The 23,349-nt window shown below is 71.3% G+C and carries 16 protein-coding genes and 2 riboswitches; of the genes, 5 read left to right on the forward strand and 11 right to left on the reverse strand.

The features are described from left to right. Window positions 1–38: 38 nt before the first annotated feature. From ACFYPH_RS17605 to ACFYPH_RS17640, 8 genes are all read right to left on the reverse strand, one after another. Window positions 39–1,013 carry an aldo/keto reductase gene (locus tag ACFYPH_RS17605; RefSeq protein WP_387182881.1) on the reverse strand — a complete coding sequence of 325 codons (975 nt, stop codon included), beginning with the start codon at window positions 1,011–1,013 and terminating at the stop codon, window positions 39–41. Continuing rightward, window positions 1,010–1,891, reverse strand: a complete 882-nt coding sequence (locus ACFYPH_RS17610; RefSeq protein WP_355068738.1) for an amidohydrolase family protein — start codon at window positions 1,889–1,891, stop codon at window positions 1,010–1,012. The genes ACFYPH_RS17605 and ACFYPH_RS17610 overlap by 4 nt, the downstream gene beginning before the upstream one ends. Then, complete coding sequence (locus ACFYPH_RS17615) at window positions 1,888–2,649, reverse strand: SDR family NAD(P)-dependent oxidoreductase (RefSeq protein ID WP_355068740.1); 762 nt, start codon at window positions 2,647–2,649, stop codon at window positions 1,888–1,890. Before ACFYPH_RS17615 ends, ACFYPH_RS17610 begins: the two co-directional genes overlap by 4 nt. After that, window positions 2,646–3,674: a zinc-binding dehydrogenase gene (locus ACFYPH_RS17620; RefSeq protein ID WP_387182885.1), complete on the reverse strand. Its 1,029-nt coding sequence runs from the start codon at window positions 3,672–3,674 to the stop codon at window positions 2,646–2,648. Before ACFYPH_RS17620 ends, ACFYPH_RS17615 begins: the two co-directional genes overlap by 4 nt. A 140-nt stretch (window positions 3,675–3,814) precedes the next feature. After that, window positions 3,815–5,050 (reverse strand): mandelate racemase/muconate lactonizing enzyme family protein, encoded by a 1,236-nt coding sequence (locus ACFYPH_RS17625; protein WP_354859897.1) that lies wholly within the window; start codon window positions 5,048–5,050, stop codon window positions 3,815–3,817. A gap of 1 nt (window position 5,051) precedes the next feature. Continuing rightward, window positions 5,052–5,879 carry a carbohydrate ABC transporter permease gene (locus tag ACFYPH_RS17630; RefSeq protein WP_355136680.1) on the reverse strand — a complete coding sequence of 276 codons (828 nt, stop codon included), beginning with the start codon at window positions 5,877–5,879 and terminating at the stop codon, window positions 5,052–5,054. Continuing rightward, window positions 5,879–6,859, reverse strand: coding sequence for a sugar ABC transporter permease (locus ACFYPH_RS17635; protein ID WP_355136678.1), 981 nt, complete (start codon window positions 6,857–6,859; stop codon window positions 5,879–5,881). Before ACFYPH_RS17635 ends, ACFYPH_RS17630 begins: the two co-directional genes overlap by 1 nt. 4 nt (window positions 6,860–6,863) lie before the next feature. Further along, window positions 6,864–8,132: an extracellular solute-binding protein gene (locus tag ACFYPH_RS17640; RefSeq protein ID WP_355136676.1), complete on the reverse strand. Its 1,269-nt coding sequence runs from the start codon at window positions 8,130–8,132 to the stop codon at window positions 6,864–6,866. A gap of 152 nt (window positions 8,133–8,284) precedes the next feature. On the opposite strand from ACFYPH_RS17640, the gene ACFYPH_RS17645 reads away from it, so the two are divergent. After that, the gene (locus ACFYPH_RS17645; protein ID WP_354859888.1) at window positions 8,285–9,055 is read left to right on the forward strand and encodes a FadR/GntR family transcriptional regulator; all 771 of its coding nucleotides are present in this window, start codon (window positions 8,285–8,287) and stop codon (window positions 9,053–9,055) included. A 407-nt stretch (window positions 9,056–9,462) separates the two neighbouring features. Beyond that, window positions 9,463–11,304, forward strand: a complete 1,842-nt coding sequence (locus ACFYPH_RS17650; RefSeq protein WP_387182891.1) for a family 43 glycosylhydrolase — start codon at window positions 9,463–9,465, stop codon at window positions 11,302–11,304. 146 nt (window positions 11,305–11,450) lie between these two features. Here ACFYPH_RS17650 and ACFYPH_RS17655 read toward each other — a convergent pair whose 3' ends face one another. Both ACFYPH_RS17655 and ACFYPH_RS17660 read right to left on the reverse strand, forming a co-directional pair. Then, entirely contained in the window at window positions 11,451–12,446 is a 996-nt protein-coding gene (locus ACFYPH_RS17655) for a ribonucleotide-diphosphate reductase subunit beta (RefSeq protein ID WP_354859910.1), read from the reverse strand. Between the two features lie 38 nt (window positions 12,447–12,484). Continuing rightward, window positions 12,485–14,833 carry a ribonucleoside-diphosphate reductase subunit alpha gene (locus tag ACFYPH_RS17660; protein WP_387183151.1) on the reverse strand — a complete coding sequence of 783 codons (2,349 nt, stop codon included), beginning with the start codon at window positions 14,831–14,833 and terminating at the stop codon, window positions 12,485–12,487. A 178-nt stretch (window positions 14,834–15,011) separates the two neighbouring features. Further along, window positions 15,012–15,232, reverse strand: a riboswitch (cobalamin riboswitch). Between the two features lie 196 nt (window positions 15,233–15,428). Next, window positions 15,429–15,502, forward strand: a riboswitch (cobalamin riboswitch). Window positions 15,503–15,560: 58 nt separating this feature from the next. On the opposite strand from ACFYPH_RS17660, the gene ACFYPH_RS17665 reads away from it, so the two are divergent. From ACFYPH_RS17665 to ACFYPH_RS17675, 3 genes are read left to right on the forward strand one after another with little or no spacing between them, the layout of a single operon-like run. Then, window positions 15,561–15,764: a CbtB domain-containing protein gene (locus ACFYPH_RS17665; protein WP_039906051.1), complete on the forward strand. Its 204-nt coding sequence runs from the start codon at window positions 15,561–15,563 to the stop codon at window positions 15,762–15,764. Continuing rightward, the gene (locus ACFYPH_RS17670) at window positions 15,755–16,525 is read left to right on the forward strand and encodes a CbtA family protein (protein WP_355068753.1); all 771 of its coding nucleotides are present in this window, start codon (window positions 15,755–15,757) and stop codon (window positions 16,523–16,525) included. Before ACFYPH_RS17665 ends, ACFYPH_RS17670 begins: the two co-directional genes overlap by 10 nt. Next, on the forward strand, window positions 16,522–17,124 hold the full coding sequence (locus ACFYPH_RS17675) for a histidine phosphatase family protein (protein WP_355068755.1): 603 nt from the start codon (window positions 16,522–16,524) through the stop codon (window positions 17,122–17,124). The genes ACFYPH_RS17670 and ACFYPH_RS17675 overlap by 4 nt, the downstream gene beginning before the upstream one ends. A 512-nt stretch (window positions 17,125–17,636) precedes the next feature. Here ACFYPH_RS17675 and ACFYPH_RS17680 read toward each other — a convergent pair. Continuing rightward, a complete protein-coding gene (locus ACFYPH_RS17680) occupies window positions 17,637–23,222 on the reverse strand; it encodes a GH92 family glycosyl hydrolase (protein ID WP_387182896.1) in 5,586 nt (1,861 codons plus the stop codon). Between the last annotated feature and the right edge of the window lie 127 nt (window positions 23,223–23,349).

A 23,349-nucleotide genomic window follows, 5' to 3' on the forward strand; every position in this document is an offset into this window, starting at 1 on the left:
GATCGGGTGGCCGGCGCACCGCGTTCAACTGTGGGTCGTCACCCGCCGAGCAGCCCGGCGTCGCGCAGCGCCGCCCAGAGCTGCTCCGGCACGTCCGCGTCCGACCGGCGCAGGGTCTCGGTCACCTGGGCTGCGTCGCGCAGGCCGACCACTGTCGAGACCACGGCCGGATGCCGACGGACGAACGCCAACGCCGCCTGCGGCAGGGTGACGCCGTACGCCTGACAGACCGCCGCGATCCGCCGCGCCCGCTCGATCAGCTCCGGCGGCGCCTGCTGATAGTTGTAGACCGCGTCGGCCGGTGGCTGGTCGCGGGCCAGCAGCCCCGAGTTGTAGACCCCGGCGATCACCACGCCGACCCCACGGGCCTGCGCGGCGGGCAGCAGGTCGTCGAGCGCGCCCTGTTCGAGAAGGGTGTACCGGCCGGCGCACATGACCACGTCGATGTCGGTCTCCGCGACGAACCGGGCCAGCATCGCCGACTGGTTCATGCCGGCCCCGATCGCGCCGATGACGCCCTGGTCGCGCAGCTCCACCAGCGCGGGTACCGCCTCGGACGCGGCCTGCTCCCAGTGCTCGTCCGGGTCGTGCAGGTACACCACGTCCACGCGGTCCAGGCCGGTGCGTTCCAGGCTGGCCTCCAACGACCGGCGTACGCCGTCGCGGCTGAAGTCCCAGACCCGCCGCAGTTCGGCCGGCACGTCGAAGCCCTGCGAATCGCGCTCCCCCGCGGTCTCCGGCGAGGGTACGAGCAGCCGCCCGACCTTCGTCGAGACCACGTACTCGTCGCGCGGCCGGGACCGCAGCGCGGCGCCCAGCCGCCGTTCGGACAGGCCGAGGCCGTAGTGCGGCGCGGTGTCGAAGTACCGGATGCCGGCGGCCCAGGCGGTGTCGACGGCCGCGGCGAACTCGTCGTCGGACGTCGCCCGGAACAGGTTGCCGCCCTGCGCCGCGCCGAAGCCCAGCGTGGTGAGGCGGATCGCCGGCCGGCGGGGCAGCGCTCGGTCCGTCATGACGCCTCCAGCCGGTACGCGCGGTGGGCGGTCTCCCGCCAGATCGCCGCCTGCTCCTCGTCACCGAGTGGTGCCACCAGGTCGGCGAGCACGGCGACCCACCGGGTGTAGGAGCTGGCGAGCAGGCACACCGGCCAGTCCGAGCCGAACATGAGCCGGGCCGGTCCGAACGCGTCGAGCGCGTGGTCGACGGCGGGCCGCAGGTCGTCGGCCGTCCAGGATGATCCGTCCACCTCGGTCACCAGACCGGAGAGCTTCGCGGTGACGTTCGGTTGGGCGGCGAGCGCCCGCAGGTTGGCCGGCCAGTCGCCGAGGCTCCCCGTGCCGAGCGCCGGTTTGGCGAGGTGGTCCAGGACGAACGACACCTCGGGCAGGTCGCGGACGAGCCGGGTGGCCGCCGGCAGTTGGTGGTCGCGGACCAGCAGATCGTAGGCGAGACCGGCCGCGCCGACCGCCGCGATGCCCCGCCGGACGTCGTGTCGGTCGAGGTACGCCGGGTCGGGTTCGGACTGGACCAGGTGCCGGATGCCGACCAACCGCTCTCCGCCGCGTGCCGTGCGGAGCCGGTCGAGGCGCTCGTCGATGTCGTCGGCGGTGAGGTTGACCCAGCCGACGACCCCGCTGATGAGCGGGTCGTCGGCCGCGATGCCCAGCAGGTGCTCCGTCTCCGTCACGGAGGCGATGGACTGCACGACGACGGTCTCGGTGACGCCCGCGGCCCGCGCCGCCGGGGCGAGATCCGCCGGGGTGAAGTCGTTGTCGATCGCCGCCATCGTGTCCGGGTCGATCCAGGGCTGCGGGTGTCGCGCACGGACCCAGAGGTGGTGGTGCGCGTCGACGATGCCGGGGCGGCCGGCCGGCGAGGTCTGCTGCGTCATCGGCCCAACCACCCGCCGTCGACGGGCAGGACGGTGCCGTGCACGTAGTCCGAGGCCGCGGCGGCCAGGAACACTGTGGCGCCGGCCAGGTCGTCGGCGCGTCCCCACCGGCCGGCCGGGATCCGGCCCACGATCGCGTCGTTGCGCGCGGGGTCGTCGCGGAGCGCCTGGGTGTTGTCGGTGGCGATGTAGCCGGGCGCGATCGCGTTGACGTTCACCCCTCGGCCCGCCCACTCGTTGGACAGGGCTCTGGTCAGCCCGGCGAGGCCGGACTTCGCCGCGGTGTAGCTCGCGACGTTGATGCCGCCCTGGAAGCTCAGCAGCGAGGCGGTAAAAATGATCTTTCCGCGGCCCCGGTCGACCATCCGCCGACCGATCTCCCGGCTCAACACGAACTGGCTGGACAGGTTCACCTGCAACACCCGGTCCCACATCTCGTCGGGGTGCTCGGCGGCCGGCGCCCGGGCGATCGTGCCGCCGTTGTTCACCAGGATGTCCACCGGCGCCACCGCCGCGGCCTCCTCGGCCAACCGGTACACCGCGGCCCGGTCGCCCAGGTCCGTCCGGATGCCGGTGAACCGGCGACCGGCCGCCTCGACCCGTTGCTGCACCGCACTGCCCTCGGACTCCAACTGCGCCGACACCCCGATGATGTCCGCGCCGGCCACCGCCAGGGCCTCCGCCATCGCCAGGCCGATCCCCCGCCGGGCGCCGGTCACCAACGCGGTACGTCCCGTCAGGTCGAACAGGGCGCTCATCGGCCCTCCTCCCGCCAGTCGAGCAGCACCTTCATGACGCCGCCGCCACCCTCCAGAGCCGTGAACGCGTCCGTGACACCGGCCACGGGCAGCACCCGGGAGATCAGCTCCCGGGCCGGGATGACGCCCGCCGCGACCAGCCGGATCGCCTCCACCACGTCCTCGCGCTGGTACAGCCGCGCGCCCAGCAGCTCCAGCTCGCGCCAGAAGAACCGGTGCAGGTTCACCGGACGCGGCTGCGGGTGGATCGCCACCATCACCAGCCGGCCCCGGGTGGTCAGCACATCCACGGCCGTGCCGACCCCGGCGGCGGAACCGGACACCTCGAACGCGACGTCCGCGCCCGCGCCCCCGGTCCGCTCGTTGACGAGCGCCACCACATCGGTCGGCCCCGGATCCACGGCCTCGATCCCGATCCCCGACGCGACCCCGCGCCGGAAGCCGTCCGGTTCGGCGAGCAGGACCTGTGCCCCACGCGCCCGGGCGACGGCCGCGATGAGGACGCCCACCGGACCGCCGCCGACGACGACCACGTGCTCTCCGGACGCCACCTTCGCCCGTCCGACGTCGTGCACCGCCACCGCGACCGGCTCGACGAGCGCCGCGTGGTCCAGCGGCAGATCGTCGGGGAGCGGAAGCACCAACTCGGCCGGCACCGTCCACGACGACTGCATCGCGCCGGGCGAGTCGATGCCGAGGAAGTCCATCGCGTGGCAGATGTGCGAATTGCCGCGGCGGCACGCCGCACACTGCCCGCAGGCGCGGGTTGGCATCACGGTGACGGGCTGCCCGACGGTCAGCCCGGTGACGCCGTCGCCCAGCGCGGCGACGCGGCCCGACATCTCGTGTCCAAGCACCGCCGACGCGCCCACCCGGGCGTCCATGTCGCCGTGGAAGATGTGCAGGTCCGTGCCGCAGATCCCGGTGTACGCCACCGCGATCCGCACCTGGCCGGGGCCCGGCGGTTCTGGGGCACGGTCTTCGATCCCGAGATCACGCGCACCCCGGTAGACAACTGCCTTCACTGCTGCTCCGTCTCAACGTCGTTGGTTCGTACGGGTGCGTATGCCAGGGGCGGCCAGATCCGCATCCGTCGTGTCGGCGCCATCGACACGGTAATCATCCGACCAATCCTGGTCCAGCGGTCGCTTGCGGGCGGGCCGGCTCAATGCCGCAGGGGCGCCACGTCGTTCTGGGACCCGACGGCATCGGCGAGCAGGGCCTCGACCCGGACCGGTGCGACGGTGGGCATGTGCTCGGCCACCGCAAGCAGGCGTTTGCCCGCCCGCTCCGGTCGGACGTTCGGGCTGCCGGCGGCAGGGCTGCCGGCCCGCTGTCCGGCCGCCGCGATCACCGCCTCGTCGACCCGGATGCCCAGGCCCGGTGTGTCGCCGAGAATGAAGGCGCCGTCCTCGACGTGCAGGTCGAGGCCGATGCCCGCCGGCGGCCGCAGATCCTGTAGTTCGCTGACCAGGTGGTTCGGCACCGAGGTAGCGGCGTGCAGCAGCCCGACCGGGATGTTGCCGATGGGGCTGACCGGCAGGTCATGGGCATGCGCCAGGGCCGCCACCCGCAGGAAGTGGGTGACACCCCAGACGGCGGCCATCTGGACGATGTCGACCGCGCCCGCCCCGATCAGCGGACGGTACTGCTCCAGCCCGGTGAGGTTCTCGCCGGTGGCGATCGACGCTCGGACGCCCCGGCCGACGGCGGCCAGACCCTCGGCGTCCCAGCGGCGGACCGGCTCCTCGATCCAGATCAGATCGAGGGTGCGTTCCAGCTCGGCCACGTGCCGGACGGCCTGCTTGCGCGACCACGCCTCGTTGACGTCGAGCATCAGACCGGGCCGCCGGCCGTGGCCCGCCTCGGTCAGCACCTCCCGCACCAGCGCGAGCCGGTGCCGGTCCCGCTCGATGTCGAGGCCGCCCTTGAGCTTCGCGGCACGCAGGCCGTACCCCGCGTAGACCTCGTACTCCGCGACCAGCTCGTCGTCGGTCAGACCGATGTCGAGGCCGGACGCGTAGGCCGGGACGCGTCGGTCCCGCCCGCCGAGCAGCCGCCAGAGCGGCTCACCGGCGAGCTGCGCCTTGATGTCCCACAGGGCCGTGTCCAGTGCGCCGATCGTCCCGAACACCAGCCCGCCGTGACCGGCCTTGAAGGTGTGCCGGAGCATCCGGTCGTACAGGCTGGTCACCGCGCGGGGATCTTCCCCCTCGATGGCCGGGAAGATCTTGTCGATCTCCACGTGCGGGCCCAGGCCGACGCCGCTGATCCCCCCGTCGGTCTCGACGATGGTGATCGGCACCGTCGTGACGCCGTCGGGGAACACGCCGTTGGCGTCGCCGACGGGCCGGCCCCACTCCTGGACCGTCGTCAGGGTTCGATACCCGGTGATGCGCATGTCAGCCTTTCGTGGAACCAGCGGAGACGCCGTCGGCGATCTGGCGCTGAAGGAACAGGTAGACCGCCAGGACGGGGATCGCGGCGATGAGCACCCCGGAGGCGAACGTCGGAATGTCCTCGGAGTACTGCCCCCGCAGCGAGGTCACCCCGACCATGAGGGTGCGGTGGTCGGCCGACGGCATCAGCAGCAGCGAGATGAGCACGTCGTTCCAGCAGAAAAGCGTGTTGAGGATGCCGACCGAGAGCAGCGCCGGAGCGCCCAGCGGCAGCATGATCCGCCGATAGACGCCGTACACGGTGTTGCCGTCGATCCGGGCCGCGTCGACGATCTCCGCCGGGATGGTCTTGTAGTAGCTGGTCATCAAAAAGACCGTGAAGGGCAGGAACTGCGCGACGTACGCGAGGATCAGCCCCGGGTACGTGTCGACGAGACCGCTGTCCGCCATGACCCGGGCCAGCGGCACCATGATCACCTGGAAGGGGATGAAGAGCGCCGCGAGGCAGCCGATGAACAGCGCCGTCGAGCCCCGAAAGCGCAGTTGGCTCAGCGCGAAGCCGGCCATCGACCCGAACAGCAGCAGCAGGAACACCGAGCAGGCCACCACGAGGACCGAGTTGGCGGCGTAGCGGCCCATGCCGACGCTGGTCCACGCGGTGGTGATGTTCTCGAAGCGCAGCGCGTCCGCCAGGGAGAACCGGTCGAGAATGTACTCCCGGCGGGTCTTCATGGCGACGTTCGCGGTGAACAGCAGCGGGTAGATCGTCGCGAGCGCGAGGAGCCCCATCGGGATCACGAGCAACCATCTGCCCAGTCGGACGCGGGACATCAGTCTTCCCTCCCCGCTCGTCGGAGCAGCTTGAGTTGCACCAGCCCGACGACGAGCATGATGACGAAGAGGACGGTGGACGCGGCCGACGCGAGCGCCGGCCGGTTCATCTGCCCCTGCTGGATCCAGATGTAGTACTCCGGCAGGTACGTCGAGCCCTCCGGGCCGCCACTGGTCATGACGTAGAGCAGGCCGAACATGGACGTCAGCATCCCGATCATCGTGGTCACGAAGACGAACTGGATGGTGCGGGAGAGGCTGGGGATGATCACGTGCCAGATGACCTGGGCCAGTGACGCGCCGTCCACCCGCGCGGCGTCCAGCAGCGCGGAGTCCAGGGTCGCGAAGCCCGCGAGGAACACGACCAGGGCCATGCCGAAGGTCGCCCACACGTGTACGCCGACGACCGCGAACATGGCGACGTCCGGATCACCGAGCCAGTCCACCGGCCCGATGCCCACCGAGGACAGGACAACGTTGACAGGACCGTCAAACGAGAGCAGCAGGTTGAAGATCGCGCCGACGATGACCGGAGACAGCACGGCCGGGAAGAAGTAGACGCTGCGGTAGAACCGGTGCCCCGGCACGCGCAGGTAGATGAACGTGGCGAGCAGGCCCGGGATGGCCACCGCCACCGGCAGGAGCAGCACCAGCAGCCCCACGTTGCGCAGCGCCTGTTGGAACAGCGGATCGTGGAGCAGGTCGACGTAGTTGTCGAAGCCGACCATCGCCCCGTCGCGGTCGCCGTCGCCGGTGAAGGAGAAGTTGACGCCGAGTAGCAGCGGCCACAGCCGCAGCAGCACGAGGATCAGGACGGCCGGGGCGACCAGCACGAAGGGCGCGAGCAGCTCGGCGCGACGGCCGCTGGCGGCGCGCCGGGAAACGGCGCGGCCACGAGACGGCGATGGTACGGGTGGCAACCCGTCGGTCCGCCCGGCCGAGGCCGAACGGACCGACGAGAGCGACTTACCGATCGACACGAGATCAGCCCGCCGTGTCCACGGCGGCCATCTGCTTCACGACCTCGTCGACACTGATCGACCCGCTGAGCAGCTGCTGGGAGAGCCTGCCCATCAGGTCGAGCGCCTTCGAGGAGAGCGCCACGTGCGGCGCCGGCTTGCCGGTCTTGAGCGCGCCGACGATCGTGGTGACGGCCGGCCCAGCCTGCGACACGTCGATGGTCGTGTCGGCCGTGATCGCGCCGGCGTTGGCGTAGAACGCCTTCAGGGCGTCGGTGGAGGTCAGCGAGCGCACCAGGTCGGCGGCCACCTTCGGGTCCTTGGTCCACTTCGCGACCGCGTAACCGATACCGCCGTCGTACGGCAGGCTCGGGGTGGCACCACTGGTCACGGTCGGGGCCATCATGACGCCGAGCTTCTCCGGCGTGATGAACTCGTTGAAGTCCTTCCAGTGCCCGATGTCCGACATCAGACCGATGATGTGGGCGGCCTTACCGGACTGGAAGACGGCGAAGGCGTCGTTGAACATCGCGGTGGAGTTGGCTCCGTCGTTGTTCAGCTTCGCGGTGCCGGTCTCCTTCCACAGCTCGAAGATCCGCTTCACGTTCGGCGAGTTCCAGTCGCGCTTGCCGGCGATCCAGTTGTCGTACTCCTGCGGGGTGAGGACGCCCGACGCCAGGGCCGACAGGAAGAACTGGATGCCGATGCCCTCCTTGTTGCCGACGGCGAAGCACTTGGCGCCGGTGGCCTTGGTGATGGTGGCGCAGTTGGCGATGAACTCCTGCCACGTCGTGGCCGGCTTCGCCGGGTCGAGGCCGGCACGCTCGTAGAGCGCCTTGTTGTAGTAGATCGGGTGGCCCTGCAGGGTCACCGGAGCGGCGTAGGTCTTGCCGTCCTTGGCGAACGCCTCCCAGCCGGCCAGCCGCTGCCGGTCCTCGCTCACGTACTCGTCGAGCGGCTGGAGCGAGTCCACCCGGTCGCGGATCTGACCGCCACCGTTGAACAGGATGACGTCCGGCCCCTTGCCCGACTGGATGGCCGCGCCCAGCAGCGTGTAGTACTGATCGAACGGCTGGGCCACGAACTCGACCTTGACGTCCTTGTGCTTCTTGGCGAAGTCGGCCTTGGCCTTCTCCACGTACTGCGCGGAGCTGGCCTCGCCGGACTTCCAGTCCCAGACGACCAACTTCTTGTCCGAGCCTCCGGACGATGAACCCGAACCTGTCGCGCTTCCACAGCCAGTCAGGGCCAGCCCTGCAACGAGGACCGCGGACCACACTGCTCGTTGCTTCATCGTTGCTCACCTTCATATGGGGAGTGGCCGAGGGACCGGCCGTCGATGCAAGATTGACGAGAACGTAACTCGTATGACGTCTGACGTCAACGGTTGCCCGTACACTGGGGGCGGACTCGTGGGCCCGCTCCCGCGGCTACGCGGAGGTGAACGTGACGACATCGAACCAGTCGACCGTCAACGGCGGGGCGGCACCGACCTGGGCCCGTCGCCCGGCCAACCTGGCTCAGGCGATCACCGCCGAGCTGGTGACCCGGATCGTCCAGGGAGTTCACCCCTCGGGAACACCGCTGCCCCCCGAGCCGGTGCTCTGCGAGACCTTCTCGGTGAGCCGGACGGTCATCCGGGAAGCGGTGAAGATCCTGCAGGAGAAGGGGCTCGTGCAGGTCCGCCAGGGCAGCGGAACGCTGGTCACCCCGCCCTCGGCGTGGGACATGCTCGACGAACTCGTCCTCGCGGCGACCATCGCCGAGGACGACACCCTGGCGATCCTCGACGACCTGGTGGTCACCCGGCGGGTGCTGGAGTCCGACATGGCCAACGTGGCCGCGCGGCTCGCCGACGAGGAGACCGTCGACCGGCTGCGGGCCCTGGTGGACCGGATGGACGAACTGGTGGACGACCACGTCACCTACCAGGAGCACGACCGCGCCTTCCACGACACGGTCATGCAGGCGTCGGGCAACCGCATCGCCCGGGGCGTCGTCCGGTCCCTGGAGAGCCAGGTCGTCAACACCGCGCGCTACATGGGCCAGCCGGAGCGGGCCATGTGCGTGGCGTCGAACCAGGGCCACCGGCGCATCTACGAGCGCATCGCCGCCCACGACCCCGACGGCGCCGCGCAGGCGATGTTCACGCACATCACCGAGGCGTGGCTCGTCCGGCGCAGCGGGCCGGGCAGCCCGACGCGGCTGCAGCGCTGACGACCCGGTCGCCGGACGTTGGCGACCCCGGTCCGACCGGCCTGCGACGGCGGCGCGGAAATCCAGATTTATCCATCGCTTGAGAATGTTAGCGATAACAGACTACCCTCGGGCCGCAGAGGCGAAGGGCACGCTTCACCGCTCCACTCGATCCGCCGAGGTCGATGGAGTCGCGCATGACCAACGCCCGCTGGTGGGTGTCCGGGCCTCCCTCAGGGACGTTGACCACCGCCGTTGACAACGGCGGGACGCCGCGCGCGGGAGCCATGGTGGACCCCCGATCCCTCCTGCCGCTCTCGCGGCACGGCCACCACCGAGGTCCCGAAGCGACCCGCGACGACACGCGGCACCCGCCAGCGAGAGCGGCGAACCGTGCCCGCCCGTCGTGACCCACCCTGGAGGTACCGATGCACCCCACACCGCCACCACGGACGAAGAACCGGCTCCGGCGCGGCGTCGCCTGGCTCGTGAGCCTGCTGCTCATCTCGACGCTGACGCCGGCCACGGCCGCCCACGCGGACAACCCCATCGTCCAGCACATCTACACCGCCGACCCGGCTCCCCTGGTGCACAACGGACGGGTCTACCTCTACACCGGCCACGACGAGGACGGCTCCACGTACTTCACCATGAAGGACTGGCGGGTGTGGTCGTCGGCCGACATGGTCAACTGGACCGACCACGGCTCGCCCCTGAGCCTCAGCACCTTCAGCTGGGCGAGCGCCAACGCGTGGGCCGGCCAGGTCGTCGCCCGCAACGGCAAGTTCTACTGGTACGTGCCGGTGACCGCCCGGGCGACCAACTCGATGGCCATCGGCGTCGCGGTCGCCGACAGCCCCACCGGGCCGTTCCGGGACGCCATCGGCCGTCCGCTGGTGGGCAACGGCGAGATCGACCCCACCGTCTTCATCGACGACGACGGCCAGGCGTACCTGTACTGGGGCAACCCGAACCTGTGGTACGTCCGGCTGAACGCGGACATGATCTCCTACAGCGGCAGCGCCACCAAGATTCCGCTCACCACCGCCGGGTTCGGCACCCGGACGGGGAACGCGAGCCGGCCGACCCTCTACGAAGAGGGCCCGTGGGTCTACAAGCGCAACGGTATCTACTACAACGTGTTCGCGGCGGAGTGCTGCTCCGAGTTCATCGGTTACTCGACCGCGACCGGCCCGACCGGCCCCTGGACCTACCGCGGGACGGTCATGCCCCGCCAGGGCGCGAGCTTCACCAACCACCCCGGAGTCATCGACTTCAACGGCGGCTCGTACTTCTTCTACCACAACGGAGCGTTGCCCGGTGGCGGCGGCTACACCCGCTCGGTGGCCGTGGAGAAGTTCACCTACAACACCAACGGCACCATCCCGACGATCAACATGACCACGACGGGCGCCCCTCAGATCGGCACCCTGAACCCGTACGGGCGGCAGGAGGCCGAGACCATCGCCTGGGGCTCCGGCATCGAGACCGAGCCGGCCAGCGAGGGCGGGATGAACGTCGGGTTCATCGAGAACGGGGACTACATCAAGGTCAAGGGCGTGGGCTTCGGTACGGGCGCGACGTCCTTCTCCGCCCGGGTCGCCTCGGCCACGTCCGGTGGCACGATCGAACTGCGCCTCGGTAGCCCCACCGGCACCCGGGTGGGCAGCTGCGCGGTGCCGGGCACCGGCGGGTGGCAGACCTGGCAGACCATCTCCTGCCCGGTCAGCGGCGCCACCGGGACCCAGGACCTGTACCTGCGCTTCACCGGCGGCAGCGGCAACCTGTTCAACTTCAACTGGTGGCAGTTCCAGCCCGCCGGCACCACGACGCCCACCCCGACCCCCACCGCGACGTCGACGCCGACTCCGACGCCGACTCCGACGCCGACTCCGACGCCGACTCCGACCCCCACCCCGACGCCCACTCCCACGCCGACGCCGACGCCGACGGTCCCGGCTGGGCAGTCCTGCGCGGTGACCAACACCGTGGTCAACACGTGGCAGGGCGGATTCGAAGGACGGCTGACGGTCACCAACGCCGGGGCCTCGTCGCTCGCCGGGTGGCGGGTCACCTTCACCCTCCCCAGTGGGCAGACGGTGTCACAGGTCTGGAACGGCACCCTCACCCAGACGGGCAACCAGGTGACCGTCGCGAACGCCGCCTACAACGGGCAGCTCGCGCCGGGAACGTCCACCACCGCGGGCTACCTCAGCACGAGCGCCACCACCAGTCCGCCGACCATCACTCCGACCTGCTCCCCCGCCTGAGGGTCACTCCACCCCCAAGAACACCCCCACCCCATCCCCACCTCGCCCGCCGCCGACGTTGATCATGAATTTGGTGCCCCTGACACGCCGATAGGGGAGCAGCAACTTCCTGGTCGACGGGGTGGGGAGGGGGTGGGGTGGGGGTCCTAGAAGTCGTCGTCGAAGGCCACCGTCCCGGTCACTCCCACCTGGTACGCCGACACCCGCCGCTCGAAGAAGTTGGACAGCTCCTGGACGTCCTGCAACTCCATGAAGGCGAACGGGTTGGCGGACCCGTAGTGCGGGGCGATCCCGAGCTGGACGAGACGGCGGTCGGCGACGTGCTGGAGATACTCCCGCATGTCCGCCCGGGTGAGACCGGGCACGCCCTGACCCACCAGGTCCTCGGCGAACTGGACCTCGCACTCGACGGCCTCGGTGAGCATCTGGCGAACCTGGTCGGCGAGATCGTCGTCGAACAGGTCGGGCTCCTCGGCACGCACGGTGTCCACCACGTCGAACGCGAACGCCATGTGCATCGACTCGTCGCGGAAGACCCAGTTGGTGCCGGAGGCCAGGCCGTGCAGCAGGCCGCGGGAGCGCAGGAAGTAGACGTACGCGAACGCGCCGTAGAAGAACAATCCCTCGATGCAGGCGGCGAAGCAGATGAGGTTGAGCAGGAACGCGCGCCGGTCGTCCCGGGTCCGCAGCTCGCGCAACTCCCCCAGCGAGTCGATCCAGCGGAAGCAGAACTCGGCCTTGCGGCGGATCGAGGGGATGTTTTCGATGGCGGCGAAGGCGGCGAACCGCTCGGTCTCGTCGGGCACGTACGTGTCGAGCAGGTTGAGGTAGAACTGGACGTGCACGGCCTCCTCGAACAGCTGCCGCGACAGGTAGAGGCGGCCTTCCGGGCTGTTGACGTGCTGGTACAGGTTGAGCACGAGGTTGTTGGCGACGATCGTGTCGCCGGTGGCGAAGAACGCGACGAGGCGGCTGACCAGGTGCCGCTCGGCCGGCGACAGCCTGTCCAGATCGGCGAGGTCGGCGTGCAGGTCGACCTCCTCGACCGTCCAGGTGTTGCGGATGGCGGCGCGGAACCGGTCGAAGAAGTGCGGGTAGCGCATCGGGCGGAGAGTGAGATCCATCCCGGGGTCGAGCAGCATGTGCGTGGTCCTCGCGTCGGCGGCGGTGTCGGAGACGGTCACTGGCACGCCTCGCACGACTCGGGGTTCTCCAGCGAGCAGGCCAGCGCCTCGGCGTCACTCGTCGACGGCGTGACGAGGGCGACGGCGGCGGGCGTGACGGTGGCCTGCTGGATGCGTGTGGCGGGACGGGAGCGCAGGTAGTAGGTGGTCTTCAGCCCGGTCTTCCAGGCGTACAGGTACATCGAGGAGAGCTTGCCGATGGTGGGCGAGGCCAGGAACAGGTTCAGCGACTGGGACTGGTCGATGAACGGGGCGCGGGCGGCGGCCAGGTCGATCAGCGCCCGCTGCGGCAGCTCCCACGCGGTGCGGAACAGCTCCCGCACGTCGGCCGGGAGTTCCACGACGTCCTGCACCGACCCCTCCGCGCGCCGGATCGCCGACCGGATCTGCTCGGTCCACAGGCCACGCGCCTTCAGCTCGCGGACCAGGGCCGTGTTGACCTGGAGGAACTCCCCGGACAGGGTCTCGCGCTTGAACAGGTTCGAGACCTGCGGCTCGATGCACTCGTAACACCCGGCGATCGAGGCGATGGTCGCGGTCGGCGCGACCGCCACCAGCAGCGAGTTGCGCAGCCCGTACTCCCCGACCCGCTGGCGCAGCGCGGCCCAGCGCGCGGTCTGCGTACCCTCGACACCCCACAGGTCGGGTTGGAGCTGGCCCCGCGCGGCCCGGGTCTGGGCGTACGCCGGATGGGCGCCGAACTCACGCGCCAGGTCGGCGGAGGTCTCCAGCGCGGTCAGGTACAGCTCCTCGCTGATCCGGGTGGACAGCTTCCGCGCGGCCGGCGAGTCGAACGGCAGCCGCAGTGCGAAGAACACGTCCTGCAGGCCCATCAGCCCGAGCCCGACCGGCCGCCAACGGGGGTTGCTCGCCGCCGCCTGCGATGTCGGGTAGTAGTTGATGTCGATGACCCGGTCGAGGAACGTCACAGCGGTCCGGACCGTGGCGCGCAGTCGCGGCCAGTCGATGCCGCTCCCGGTCAGGTGGGCGGCGACGTTCACCGAGCCGAGGTTGCACACCGCGGTCTCGGCGTCGCTGGACACCTCGATGATCTCGGTGCACAGGTTGGACAGGTGCACCACGTTGCCCGGCTCGGCCGTCTGGTTGCACAGCCGGTTGGCCGCGTCCTTGAAGGTCATCCAGCCGTTGCCGGTCTGGGCCAGTGTGCGCATCATCTTCCCGTACAGCTCCCGCGCCGGCACCTGCCGCACGTAGCGGCCCTGTGCCTCGGCCGCCCGGTACGCGGCGTCGAACCGCTCCCCCCACAGGTCGGGCAGCTCGGGAACCTCGTCCGGGTCGAACAGCGACCACACCTCGTCGGCCTCGACCCGGCGCATGAACTCGTCCGGGATCCAGTTGGCGAGGTTTAGGTTGTGGGTACGCCGGGCGTCCTCGCCGGTGTTGTCCCGCAGTTGCAGGAACTCCTCGATGTCCGGATGCCACGGCTCCAGGTAGACGCAGGCCGCGCCCTTGCGCCGGCCGCCCTGGTTGACCGCGGCGACGCTCGCGTCGAGCGTACGCAGCCACGGCACGATCCCGTTGGACTGCCCGTTGGTGCCGCGGATCAGCGCGCCCCGGGACCGGACCCGGGAGTACGCGATGCCGATGCCACCGGCGAACTTGGACAGGTTCGCGACCTGGGCGTAGCGCTGGTAGATCGAGTCCAACTCGTCGCGCGGCGAGTCGACGAGGTAGCACGAGGACATCTGCGTGTGCCGGGTGCCGGAGTTGAACAGCGTGGGTGAGCTGGGCAGGTAGGCCAGGCTGGACATCAGCCGGTAGAAGTCGACCGCCTCGTCCGGCGTACGGGACAGGCCGCAGGCCACCCGCAGCAGCCAGTACTGCGGGCTCTCCAGCACCAGCCGGCTGGTGGGGTGGCGCAGCAGGTACCGGTCGTAGACCGTACGCAGCCCGAAGTACTCGAAGCGGCGGTCGCCGTCGGCGTCGACGGCGTCGTCGAGCAAGCTGCCGTGCGCGGCGACGAACGCGGCGGTCTCGTCTCCGATCAGCCCCTGCGCGTGGCCGGTCCGGATCGCCGCGCTGAACGAGGTGACGCCCTGTCGGCGTACCTCCCGGTCGATGTGGCTGGCCAGCAGCCGGGCGGCGAGGCGCGAGTACTGCGGCTCCGTACCGATCATCTCGGCAGCGGTCTGGATGGTCAGCCGGTCCAGCTCGGCTGTCGTCGCGCCGTCGTACAGGCCGCTGATCGTGCGGGTCGCCACCCGCAGCGGGTCGACGTCGGGCAGGTCGTCGGCCCAGCGCTCGACCTCGGCGACGAGCCTGCGCACGTCCACCGGCTCGCTGGCGCCGCCGCGTTCGCGGACCTGCCCCGGCGTACGCCGCAGGGCCGTCTCGCCGCCGGCCGCGGCTACCTCGGTAACTGTCACCACTCACTCCTCGCGAGCTTGAGGACCTGATGGCCCTCGGCACGAGGAGACCGACACCGGCGGACGCCACGCCGGCGGCGCGGATCCGAAAGGCGTCGGCCGTCCCACGCGGCCTCGGACCACCGCCCACCCGGATGCGGGTACGCGGCGCGCTGGCAGGTCTTCGGACTCGCGGGCACGACCGGGGTTCACCCGGTCCCCTACTGGCCGTCGCTTCCCAGGCCAGGTGGCGGCCCAGTGCTGATGACGGCTGTCGTTCCCACTCACCGCTGCGGGGCAGTCCCGGAATTCCACCGGGTTCCCTCTTGCCTCGGCCGCCCTGGGATGAGTGGCCGAACCAGCTGCGGTCGACACCATATATAGGGGCGACTGGGTTTGTCACACCCCACATGTCGGGTCCGGGCGTGTCGCGGTCGCCGCTGACGGCCGTCGTCGATCCGTCGGCGACGGCAGACGCGCGAGCATCCGGCGGGGTCGCGTTCGGACACCGCCGTCGGCTTGACCGACCGAACCGGCACCGATACGGTCGACCCACTATCTGCGGCGACGCGAGGGAAGCCGGTGAGAATCCGGCGCGGTCGCGCCACTGTGAGCGGTCCCCGACCCCGGGGCCGCGAGCCAGGACGCTCGGTCGTCCGCAGCCTTGCGATGGGGACGCGTCATCCCCGAGGAGGTTCGTGCACGCATGTCCAGTTCCACGTCCAGCCAGCCGCTGGTGCACCCCGCTGCCCCGACCCGTCTCCTGTGGACGGTCCTGGCCACCGTCGCCGTGCTCACCTTGCTGGCCTATCTCGTCGCCTTCGACCAGGGCGCGGTCTCGCGCAGCGGGACGTACCTGCACGAGCTGATGCACGACGGCCGGCACCTGCTCGGTGTCCCGTGCCACTGAGCGGCACCGGCACCGCACCCACGTTCGTCACGGTTCTCCTGCGCGGGCTGCTCGCCGGCCTGGTGGCCGGCCTGCTCGCCGGAACGTTCGCCTACGTCGTCGGCGAACCCCACGTCGAGGCGGCCATCGCCATCGAGGAGGCGGCGGCACACGCCGAACCCGCCACCGGGGGGCACCAGCACGACGAGGACGCTCTGGTCAGCAGGAACGGCCAGCACGGCGGGCTGTTCCTGGCCACCGCCCTGTTCGGGGCCGCGATGGGTGGCCTGCTGGCCACCGCGTACGTCCTGCTGAACCGGCGGCGGCGCACGGTTGACGACGGGTGGTCCGGCCTGCTGCTGGCCGGCGGCGCGCTGCTCGGCGCGGTGATCGTGCCGTTCCTCAAGTACCCGCCGAACCCGCCGGCCGTCGGCGACCCGGCCACCATCAACCAGCGCACGGTCACCTACCTGCTGCTGGTGGTCCTCGGCCTGGTGGCGGTCTGGTCCGGTTCGCTGGGCTACCGGTCGGTCGGCGAGCAGGCGCCGGTGTGGCTGCGCGCCGCCGCGGCGGTCGGCGGGTTCCTGCTGGTCACCGGCGTGGCCTACGTGGTGCTGCCGTCGTTCCAGGAGGTCCCGGGGGACTTCCCCGCCACGCTGCTGTGGAGCTTCCGGCTCGCCTCCCTCGGCACCCAGGTGGTGCTGTGGACCGGGATCGGCCTGCTCTTCGCCGCCCTGATGCACCGGCAGCGCGCGGTAACCGACGCACGACTGGCCGGGTGAACGCCACCAGCCTGCGGCTGGTCGCCCACGGTCACACCGCCGCCCTGCGGCGGGCCCGGTTCGGCGGGGACGACACACTGGACGAGGGTGGCCGCAGCGCCGCCCTCGCCCTGTCCCCCACCGTGCTGGGCCGGCGGGCGCCGTCGGGCGACACCGACGCCTGCCTGTCCAGCCCCGCGGCGGCGGCCGTCCAGACCGCGTACGCCCTCGGTCTCGCGCCCGCTGTGGAGACGGCGCTGGCCGACTGCGACTACGGCGACTGGACCGGCCGGTCGCTGAAGGAGATCGGCGCCGCGCAGCCCGACGCGCTGCACGAGTGGCTGTCCACCCCGGACGCCGCGCCGCACGGGGGCGAGTCCGTCGCCGCCCTACGCGAGCGCGTCGGCCGCTGGCTGGACCAACAGCGCGGCCTCGGCCGACGGGTCACGGCCGTCACCCACCCGCTCGTGATCCGGGTCGCGGTCGTGCACGCCCTGGGACTACCGCTGGCGACGTACCGGCAGTTGGACGTCGAGCCGTTGGCGGTCGTCCGGCTCACCGGCCAGGGCCCACGGTGGCGGCTCCGCCTGAGCGCGCCTCCGGCACCCGCGAGCGGGTGACGACTGTCGACCACGGCCCCTGTAGAGCTGCCCCAGATTCGGGGCGGCATGGAAGCGGTGGGGTCGGGCTGCCGGCAGGCGTACAGACCGGTGAGCGACATACCGCAGAGGTATGAATATGACTCTGAGGTATGTGCCTCACGGGCGACGCGCCCTCGCCCGCCGCGCCGGGCGACAGGGCCACGCAAGACCGGCGGCCGCGCGACCCGCGACGCACGACCACGACGCGTGACGCGCGCGAGTCTCGGGGTCGAGATCGGGCGGGCCCAGAACGGGTGTCGGGGGGGGGGGGGGGCGCCCCCCCCCCCCCCGCGGGGGTGGGGGGGGGGTGTGCGGCCGGGGGCCGGGACCGGGGGGGGCACCCCCCCCCCCCCCCGGGGGCCGCCCCCCGGCCCCACGCCCCCGCCCCGGCGGCCCGGCGGGGGCGGGGGGGGGGGGGGGGGGGGGGGCCCCCCCGGGGGGGGGGGGGGCGGCCGCGCCCCCCCCCCCCCCCCGACTGTGTTGTTCCCGGCTTACTTCGCGCCGGTGACCGTGAACGGTCGGGACACCGCCGTCGCCGACGTGGCGCCGGACAGCGTCACACTGGTCACGCCCGGCTGCGCCGAATCCGGAACGGTGACGGTCGCGCCGGAGACCACGCCGTCGCCGTTCGCGCGTACCGTGCCGACCGCACGACCGTCGCTGACGCTGACCGTGATCGCCTCGTTCGGCGCGAACCCGGAACCGTCGACCGTGATCGACATACCGCGCGGTCCGGACGTCGTGGGCAGCGACACCCGCGGCTGGTAGGCCGGGCCCGCCGGACGCGCGGTCACCTGGACGGTGGCCGTCGCCGGCGTACCCGAGGACGCGCCGGTGGCGCTGACGGCGTACCGGCCCGGGGTCGTGTCCCCCGACGTCGCGACGGAGGCGCGGACCGTGCCCGTCGCGGACGCCGAGACCGTCACGCTCCGCGTCGTGCCGGCGGCCAGAACCACCGTCACCCGCTCGCCGGCGGCGAACCCGCTGCCGTCGACCGTGACCGCGTCACCGGCGACGACCGGCTGAGCCCCGGACACCGCGAGCGTCGGCTGCGGCCCGGCACGCCGGACGGTAACGGTGAAGGTGGTGGTGCTGCTCGACAGCGTGTCCCACGCCGTGACGTGCACCGTGTAGGTGCCCTCCCGCGCGTAGGTGTGCTGGCCGCTCAGCGCGCCGGCCGCGCCGACCGTCACGTCGTCCGGAACCGTGCCGTCGCCCCACTGGACGCGGGCGCGGTAGCCGGTCGCGCCGGGGACACCGCCGGTCACCGACCCGAGGTTCGCCGCGAGGACCTGCCCGGCGTCGACGCTCTGGTCGGCGGGGGCGGTGGTCGCCAGCGCGGCGGCCGGCGTGCCGTCGTCGGCGACGGCGAACACGTGGATCCGGCCCGCGGAGCGGGGATCGCCGGTCTGCGTCGGCAGGGTCACCGAGACCAGCGTCTTACCCGCCGGGATCTGGTACGGCGTGGTGGCGAACAGGAACGGCTGCGCGCCGTCGCGGCTCGTGCCGCTCAGCCGGTACGCGGATTTCGCGACCACGATGTTGCCGTACGACGGGGTGCCGTTGGCGTTGCCGCCCAGCGTCCAGTCACTGAACTGGATCGGGATGCTGGCGGTGCTGCCGTCGCTGAACGTCACCGTGCCGGCGGTGCTCTGGTTGCCCTGCGTGCCGGCGCCGATGAACGAGATGGTCCGGGCGTCGGACGGCAGGTGCAGAGCGATCGTCGCGCCGTTGCCGGTGGCGTTGTCCGGTTGCCCGGCCGGGATCTGCGGCAGGGTGAAGCCCAGCGCCGTGCCCGGCACCTGCTGCCGCTGACCCTGGGTCACGCCGGCCGCGGCCAGGGCGGCCCGCGAGTACGCCCACGACTTCGCGTCGCAGTCCGCCGCGAGGGTGCCCTCGTCGCCGACGCACACGGTGTCGAACGCCGCGGCGAGACCGTTCTGTGGCGCGTACGCGACGTCGACGCCGACCGTCACCGAGCCCTGGCTGGTGCCGTCGGTGACGGTGACGTTCGCCTGGTGGTAGCCGGGCGTGGCGTAGGTGTGTTCGCCGCTGACGCGGTAGACGGCCCGTGAACTCAGCGTCAGGGTGCCCTCGGTGGCCGGTGAGCCGTCACCCCAGTCGATCGTCGCCGAGTAGTCGTCGGCGGCGCCGCCGGTGACCGTGGCCAGCGCCACCGTCGCGGGTGCGCCGGAGAGCGCGTGCGCGCCGTCCGTGGCGGTCACCGTGATGTCGCCGCCGCCCAGGTCGAGGTCGCCGCCGGCGAGCAGCTCGATCTCGGCGAGGGTCGGCTGCGCTGCGCCGACGGTCTTCGTCACGACGAGGCGGAACTGGGAGTACCGCCCCGGCTTGTCGATCCGGAACGGCCGGGTCTGGTTGCGCCAGCGGAACACCTCGCCCGCGCGGGAGTCCAGGGTGCTCCAGGTGAGACCGTCGGTGGATCCCTGCAGCCGCCAGTCCGCCGCGTCACCGGCGTCCGCGCCGGAGGTAATCGTGTAGTACGTCGGCTTCTGGCGGCCGCCACGGGAGGCCCAGCTGATCTGCGGCGTGCCCGACGACGCGGTCAGCTGCGTGGTCGACGAGTCGTCGAACAGCTTCGACGCGTCCTGGCCGCCGCTGGCGGTGGCGGTGCCCAGACCGGGTCCGGTGACGTCCTGCAACGGCTCCGGTGCCGCGTCACCCTTCGTCAACGACGGCGGCCCGTCGTCGCGGCCGGTGCCCCAGGACGACGGGTTCGGTCCCATCTGGAAGTCGATCGTGGCGCCCCGGGCGAGCGCGGACACGTCGACGGACACCTCGCGCTGCTTCTTGCCGTTGACCTTGACGCTCTGCACGTACACGTTGCGGGTGCTGTTGTTCGCGGCGTTGACCACGATGTCGCCGGTCGGGCGGTGGACGGTCATCCTGGTGAACTGCGGCGAGCCGATGGCCCAGTGGGTCGAGCCCGCCTGCAACGGGTAGATGCCCAGCGAGCTGAGGACGTACCAGGCCGACATCTCCCCGTTGTCCTCGTCGCCCAGGTAGCCCTGGCCGATCTCGCTTCCGACGTAGAGGCGCTGCATGATCTCGCGCACGATCGCCTGCGTCTTCGCCGGCGCGCCGGCGATGTCGTACAGGTACGGAATGTGGTGCGACGGCTGGTTGCTCATGCCGAGCTGACCCAGGCGCACCGCGCGAGCCTCGAGCATCTCGTGGATGATTCCGCCGTAGCCGCCGGGGCGGTCGGCGTTCTCCGGGGTGGCGAAGAAGGTGTCGAGCTTGTCGCGCAGGGCCTTCTGCCCGCCGTACAGGTTGATCAGGCCCTGCGGGTCCTGCTGTGCGGTGAACGCGAAGTTCCACCCGTTGGTCTCGGTGTAGACGCCACCCCAGTCCAGCGGGTCACCGGCGAGGAACGTGCCGGAGGCGTCGCGGCCCTGGAAGAGCTTCGTCTTCTCATCGAAGAGGTGGACGTAGTTGCGGGCACGCTCCAGGAAGTACCGCGACTCCTCCTTGAGCTGGTCCCGCCGCGACTTCGGCGTGGCCGGGTCCTTCGCCAGGGCGGCGGCCATGTTGCCGATGCCGTAGTCGTTGATGTAGCCCTCCAGCGCCCACGACACCGACTCCCCCGTGGAGGTCGGCGTGTAGCCGAGGAACAGCGAGGTCTCGATGCCCTTGCGGCCGACCGCGCCGCGCCCGGACGCGACGGTCGCGTCCTTGACGGCCGCGTCGTACGCCGCGAGCGGGTCGGGCAGCTTGACCCCGGTGAGGTACGCCTGAGCGAGAGCCACGTTCGCGCTGGTGCCGGTCATCAGGTCGGCGTAACCGGGCGACGACCAGCGGGCGATCCAGCCGCCGTCACGGTAGTGCTGGACGAAACCGTCGGAGATCCTGGCGGCGACGTCCGGGTAGAGCAGCGAGTAGGCGGGCCATACGGTGCGGTAGGTGTCCCAGAAGCCGTTGTTGACGTAGATCTGGCCGTCGACGATCTTCGCGCCGGTCCGGGTGGCGGTCGACGTGCCGGTCGGCGCGGACACCGGGCTGGCGTACTGCCAGTGGGGTGCGGCGGCGGTGCCGGTGTTCTCCGACTGGGAGTTCGGGTACAGGTTCAGCCGGTACAGGTTCGAGTACATGGTGACCAGCTGGGTCTCGGTCGCGCCCCGCAGCTCGACCCGGCCGAGGCGGTCCTTCCACGCGGCGGTGGCGGCGTCGCGGATCGCATCGAAGCTCCGGCCGGTCACCTCCAGGTCGAGGTTGCGGCGGGCCTGGTCGACGGAGAGGAACGAGGTGGCGATCCGCATCGTCACCTGCCGCTCGGCGGAGACGTCGAAGGTGGCGGACGTCGCGGTGGACGTCGTCGGCGCGCGGTCGAAGGCGCCGGAGACGAACATGCGGCTGCGCCCGGCGGACAGGCCGCTTCCGTTGTCGACCCAGCCGGTGAAGGTGCCGTCGGCGCCGATGGTGAACGTGCCCTTGGCGAAGACGAGACTTCCGGTCGCCGGGCCGGGGCCGAAGGTGAACCGCATGATCCCGGCGTGGTCGGTGGGTGACATCTCCGCCACCAGACCGCTCTGCGTCGTGACCCGGTAGAGGTCCGGCTGTGCCGTCTCGTCGTCGTGCCGGAAGGCGAGCGCGCGGCTGGCGGGTGACCCGGTGAGGGGGCCGTCGCCGGCCACCGGCATCACCGACATCTGGTTGCGGTCGCCCATCCACGGGCTGGGCTCGTGGGAGATCGCGAGGCCCTGCAACGTGGGCAGGTTGGCCGCGTTGTTGGCGCGGTGGTACTCGTACTCCCAGGAGTCGGAGGTCGCGTCGGTCACCGGGGTGAAGAAGTTGAAGCCGTTCGGCACCGCGGTGATCGGCAGGTTGTTGCCGCGCGAGAACCCGCCCGTCGAGTTGGTCCCGCGCCGGGTGTCGACGTAGTTGGTCAGCCGGGAGCCGTCGATCGCCGCCGGCGAACCGGTCACCTCGACGTCGTCGAGCCAGCCCTGGAACCGGGTCTCCCCGGTCGCCTGCGGGTTGTCGTAGGCGAGCAGGACGCGGTCGATCGTCTTGCCCCGGGCGACGGCGCCGATGTCGGCGCGCACCGCGTTCCACTGGTCGGCGTAGAGCACCTTCGACGCGCCCTGGCCGGCCGGCGTCAGCGCGTAACCGTGCTGGTCCACCGCCGACCGTCCGCTGAGGTAGCTGCCGTCGGTGAAGTGCAGGTCGACGGCCGCGTAGGTGGACGGGTACCGGGCGTCCTGGCCGGTGAACTCGGGGAAGATCCGGTAGGACAGGCGGGTGTTCGGCCCGACCGGGATGTCGACGTCGAAGAGCCTGTTCGTCGCGTACGAGCGGCCGTCGGCCTCCGCTCCGCCGGAGTAGCGCAGCGCGGCCAGCCCGGTGAAGCCGGCGCTCGGCTTCGTCGTGTAGCCGCCGACCGGCCCGGGGCCGACGCCGGTGACCATGGGCGTGGCGGGCGGGCGGACGTCCGAGCCGTCGCTGATGTCCCAGCCGGCGAGCTGGGTCAGGGAGTTACCGGAGTTCGCGGAGATGGACAGCCGGTACCAGCCGTACGCGGTCGTGTTGGAGACGCGGTACGTGTTGGTGGCGAACCGCTTGGCGAAGCGCTGCTGCGTCTGCCGGTCCAGGTCCGTCCAGGTGTTGCCGTCGGTGGAGCCCTGGAGGGTGAAGTCGCGGGGGTCGCGGGTCGGTTCGTCGTCGGCAGAGGTCAGCGCGTACCGCGCCACGACCGCCGGCTTCGCCAGCCGGTACGTCACCCAGCCGGTCGGTTCGAACGCCAGCCACTTGGTCGACGGGTTGCCGTCGGCGAGGTTCGCCGCGATCTCGTTCGGCGGGTTCTGGGCGCTCGCGGTCACGGCATCGACCTGGCCGAGCAGGCTGCCGGGCAGGTTCGCGCTGCTCGATCCGCTCAGGTTGCCCTGCACGGGCCGGCCCGACCTGTCGACCTCCACGGTGCTGGTGGCGGGTTGCGGGTCGGCCGACTCGAACGAGGAGCTGAAGGAGCCCGGTGGGGCGGCACTGGGCGCGGCGTTGGCCAGGGGCGCGGCGACGACCAGCCCCAGCGGCAGCAGGGCGGCGGTGGTCGCGGCTGCCATCCGGAGGGACACGGTGCGCGCACGAGGGAGATACGGCATGGGGGCGGGGCCTTTCGACTCGATCCGGTCGAGTACGTCGTACGTCTGGGCGGAAGGGGACGGTGGCTGCTGCTGTCGATCGTGGACG

Source organism: Micromonospora sp. NPDC005252 (assembly GCF_042872475.1).
Lineage (GTDB): Bacteria > Actinomycetota > Actinomycetes > Mycobacteriales > Micromonosporaceae > Micromonospora.

What these genes read in the sequence shown, in the direction of transcription:
- ACFYPH_RS17605 (WP_387182881.1), bottom strand. Translation starts at nt 1,013, where the DNA reads ATGACGGACCGAGCGCTGCCCCGCCGGCCGGCGATCCGCCTCACCACG.
- ACFYPH_RS17610 (WP_355068738.1), bottom strand. Translation starts at nt 1,891, where the DNA reads ATGACGCAGCAGACCTCGCCGGCCGGCCGCCCCGGCATCGTCGACGCG.
- ACFYPH_RS17615 (WP_355068740.1), bottom strand. Translation starts at nt 2,649, where the DNA reads ATGAGCGCCCTGTTCGACCTGACGGGACGTACCGCGTTGGTGACCGGC.
- ACFYPH_RS17625 (WP_354859897.1), bottom strand. Translation starts at nt 5,050, where the DNA reads ATGCGCATCACCGGGTATCGAACCCTGACGACGGTCCAGGAGTGGGGC.
- ACFYPH_RS17630 (WP_355136680.1), bottom strand. Translation starts at nt 5,879, where the DNA reads ATGTCCCGCGTCCGACTGGGCAGATGGTTGCTCGTGATCCCGATGGGG.
- ACFYPH_RS17640 (WP_355136676.1), bottom strand. Translation starts at nt 8,132, where the DNA reads ATGAAGCAACGAGCAGTGTGGTCCGCGGTCCTCGTTGCAGGGCTGGCC.
- ACFYPH_RS17650 (WP_387182891.1), top strand. Translation starts at nt 9,463, where the DNA reads ATGCACCCCACACCGCCACCACGGACGAAGAACCGGCTCCGGCGCGGC.
- ACFYPH_RS17655 (WP_354859910.1), bottom strand. Translation starts at nt 12,446, where the DNA reads ATGCTGCTCGACCCCGGGATGGATCTCACTCTCCGCCCGATGCGCTAC.
- ACFYPH_RS17665 (WP_039906051.1), top strand. Translation starts at nt 15,561, where the DNA reads ATGTCCAGTTCCACGTCCAGCCAGCCGCTGGTGCACCCCGCTGCCCCG.
- ACFYPH_RS17680 (WP_387182896.1), bottom strand. Translation starts at nt 23,222, where the DNA reads ATGGCAGCCGCGACCACCGCCGCCCTGCTGCCGCTGGGGCTGGTCGTC.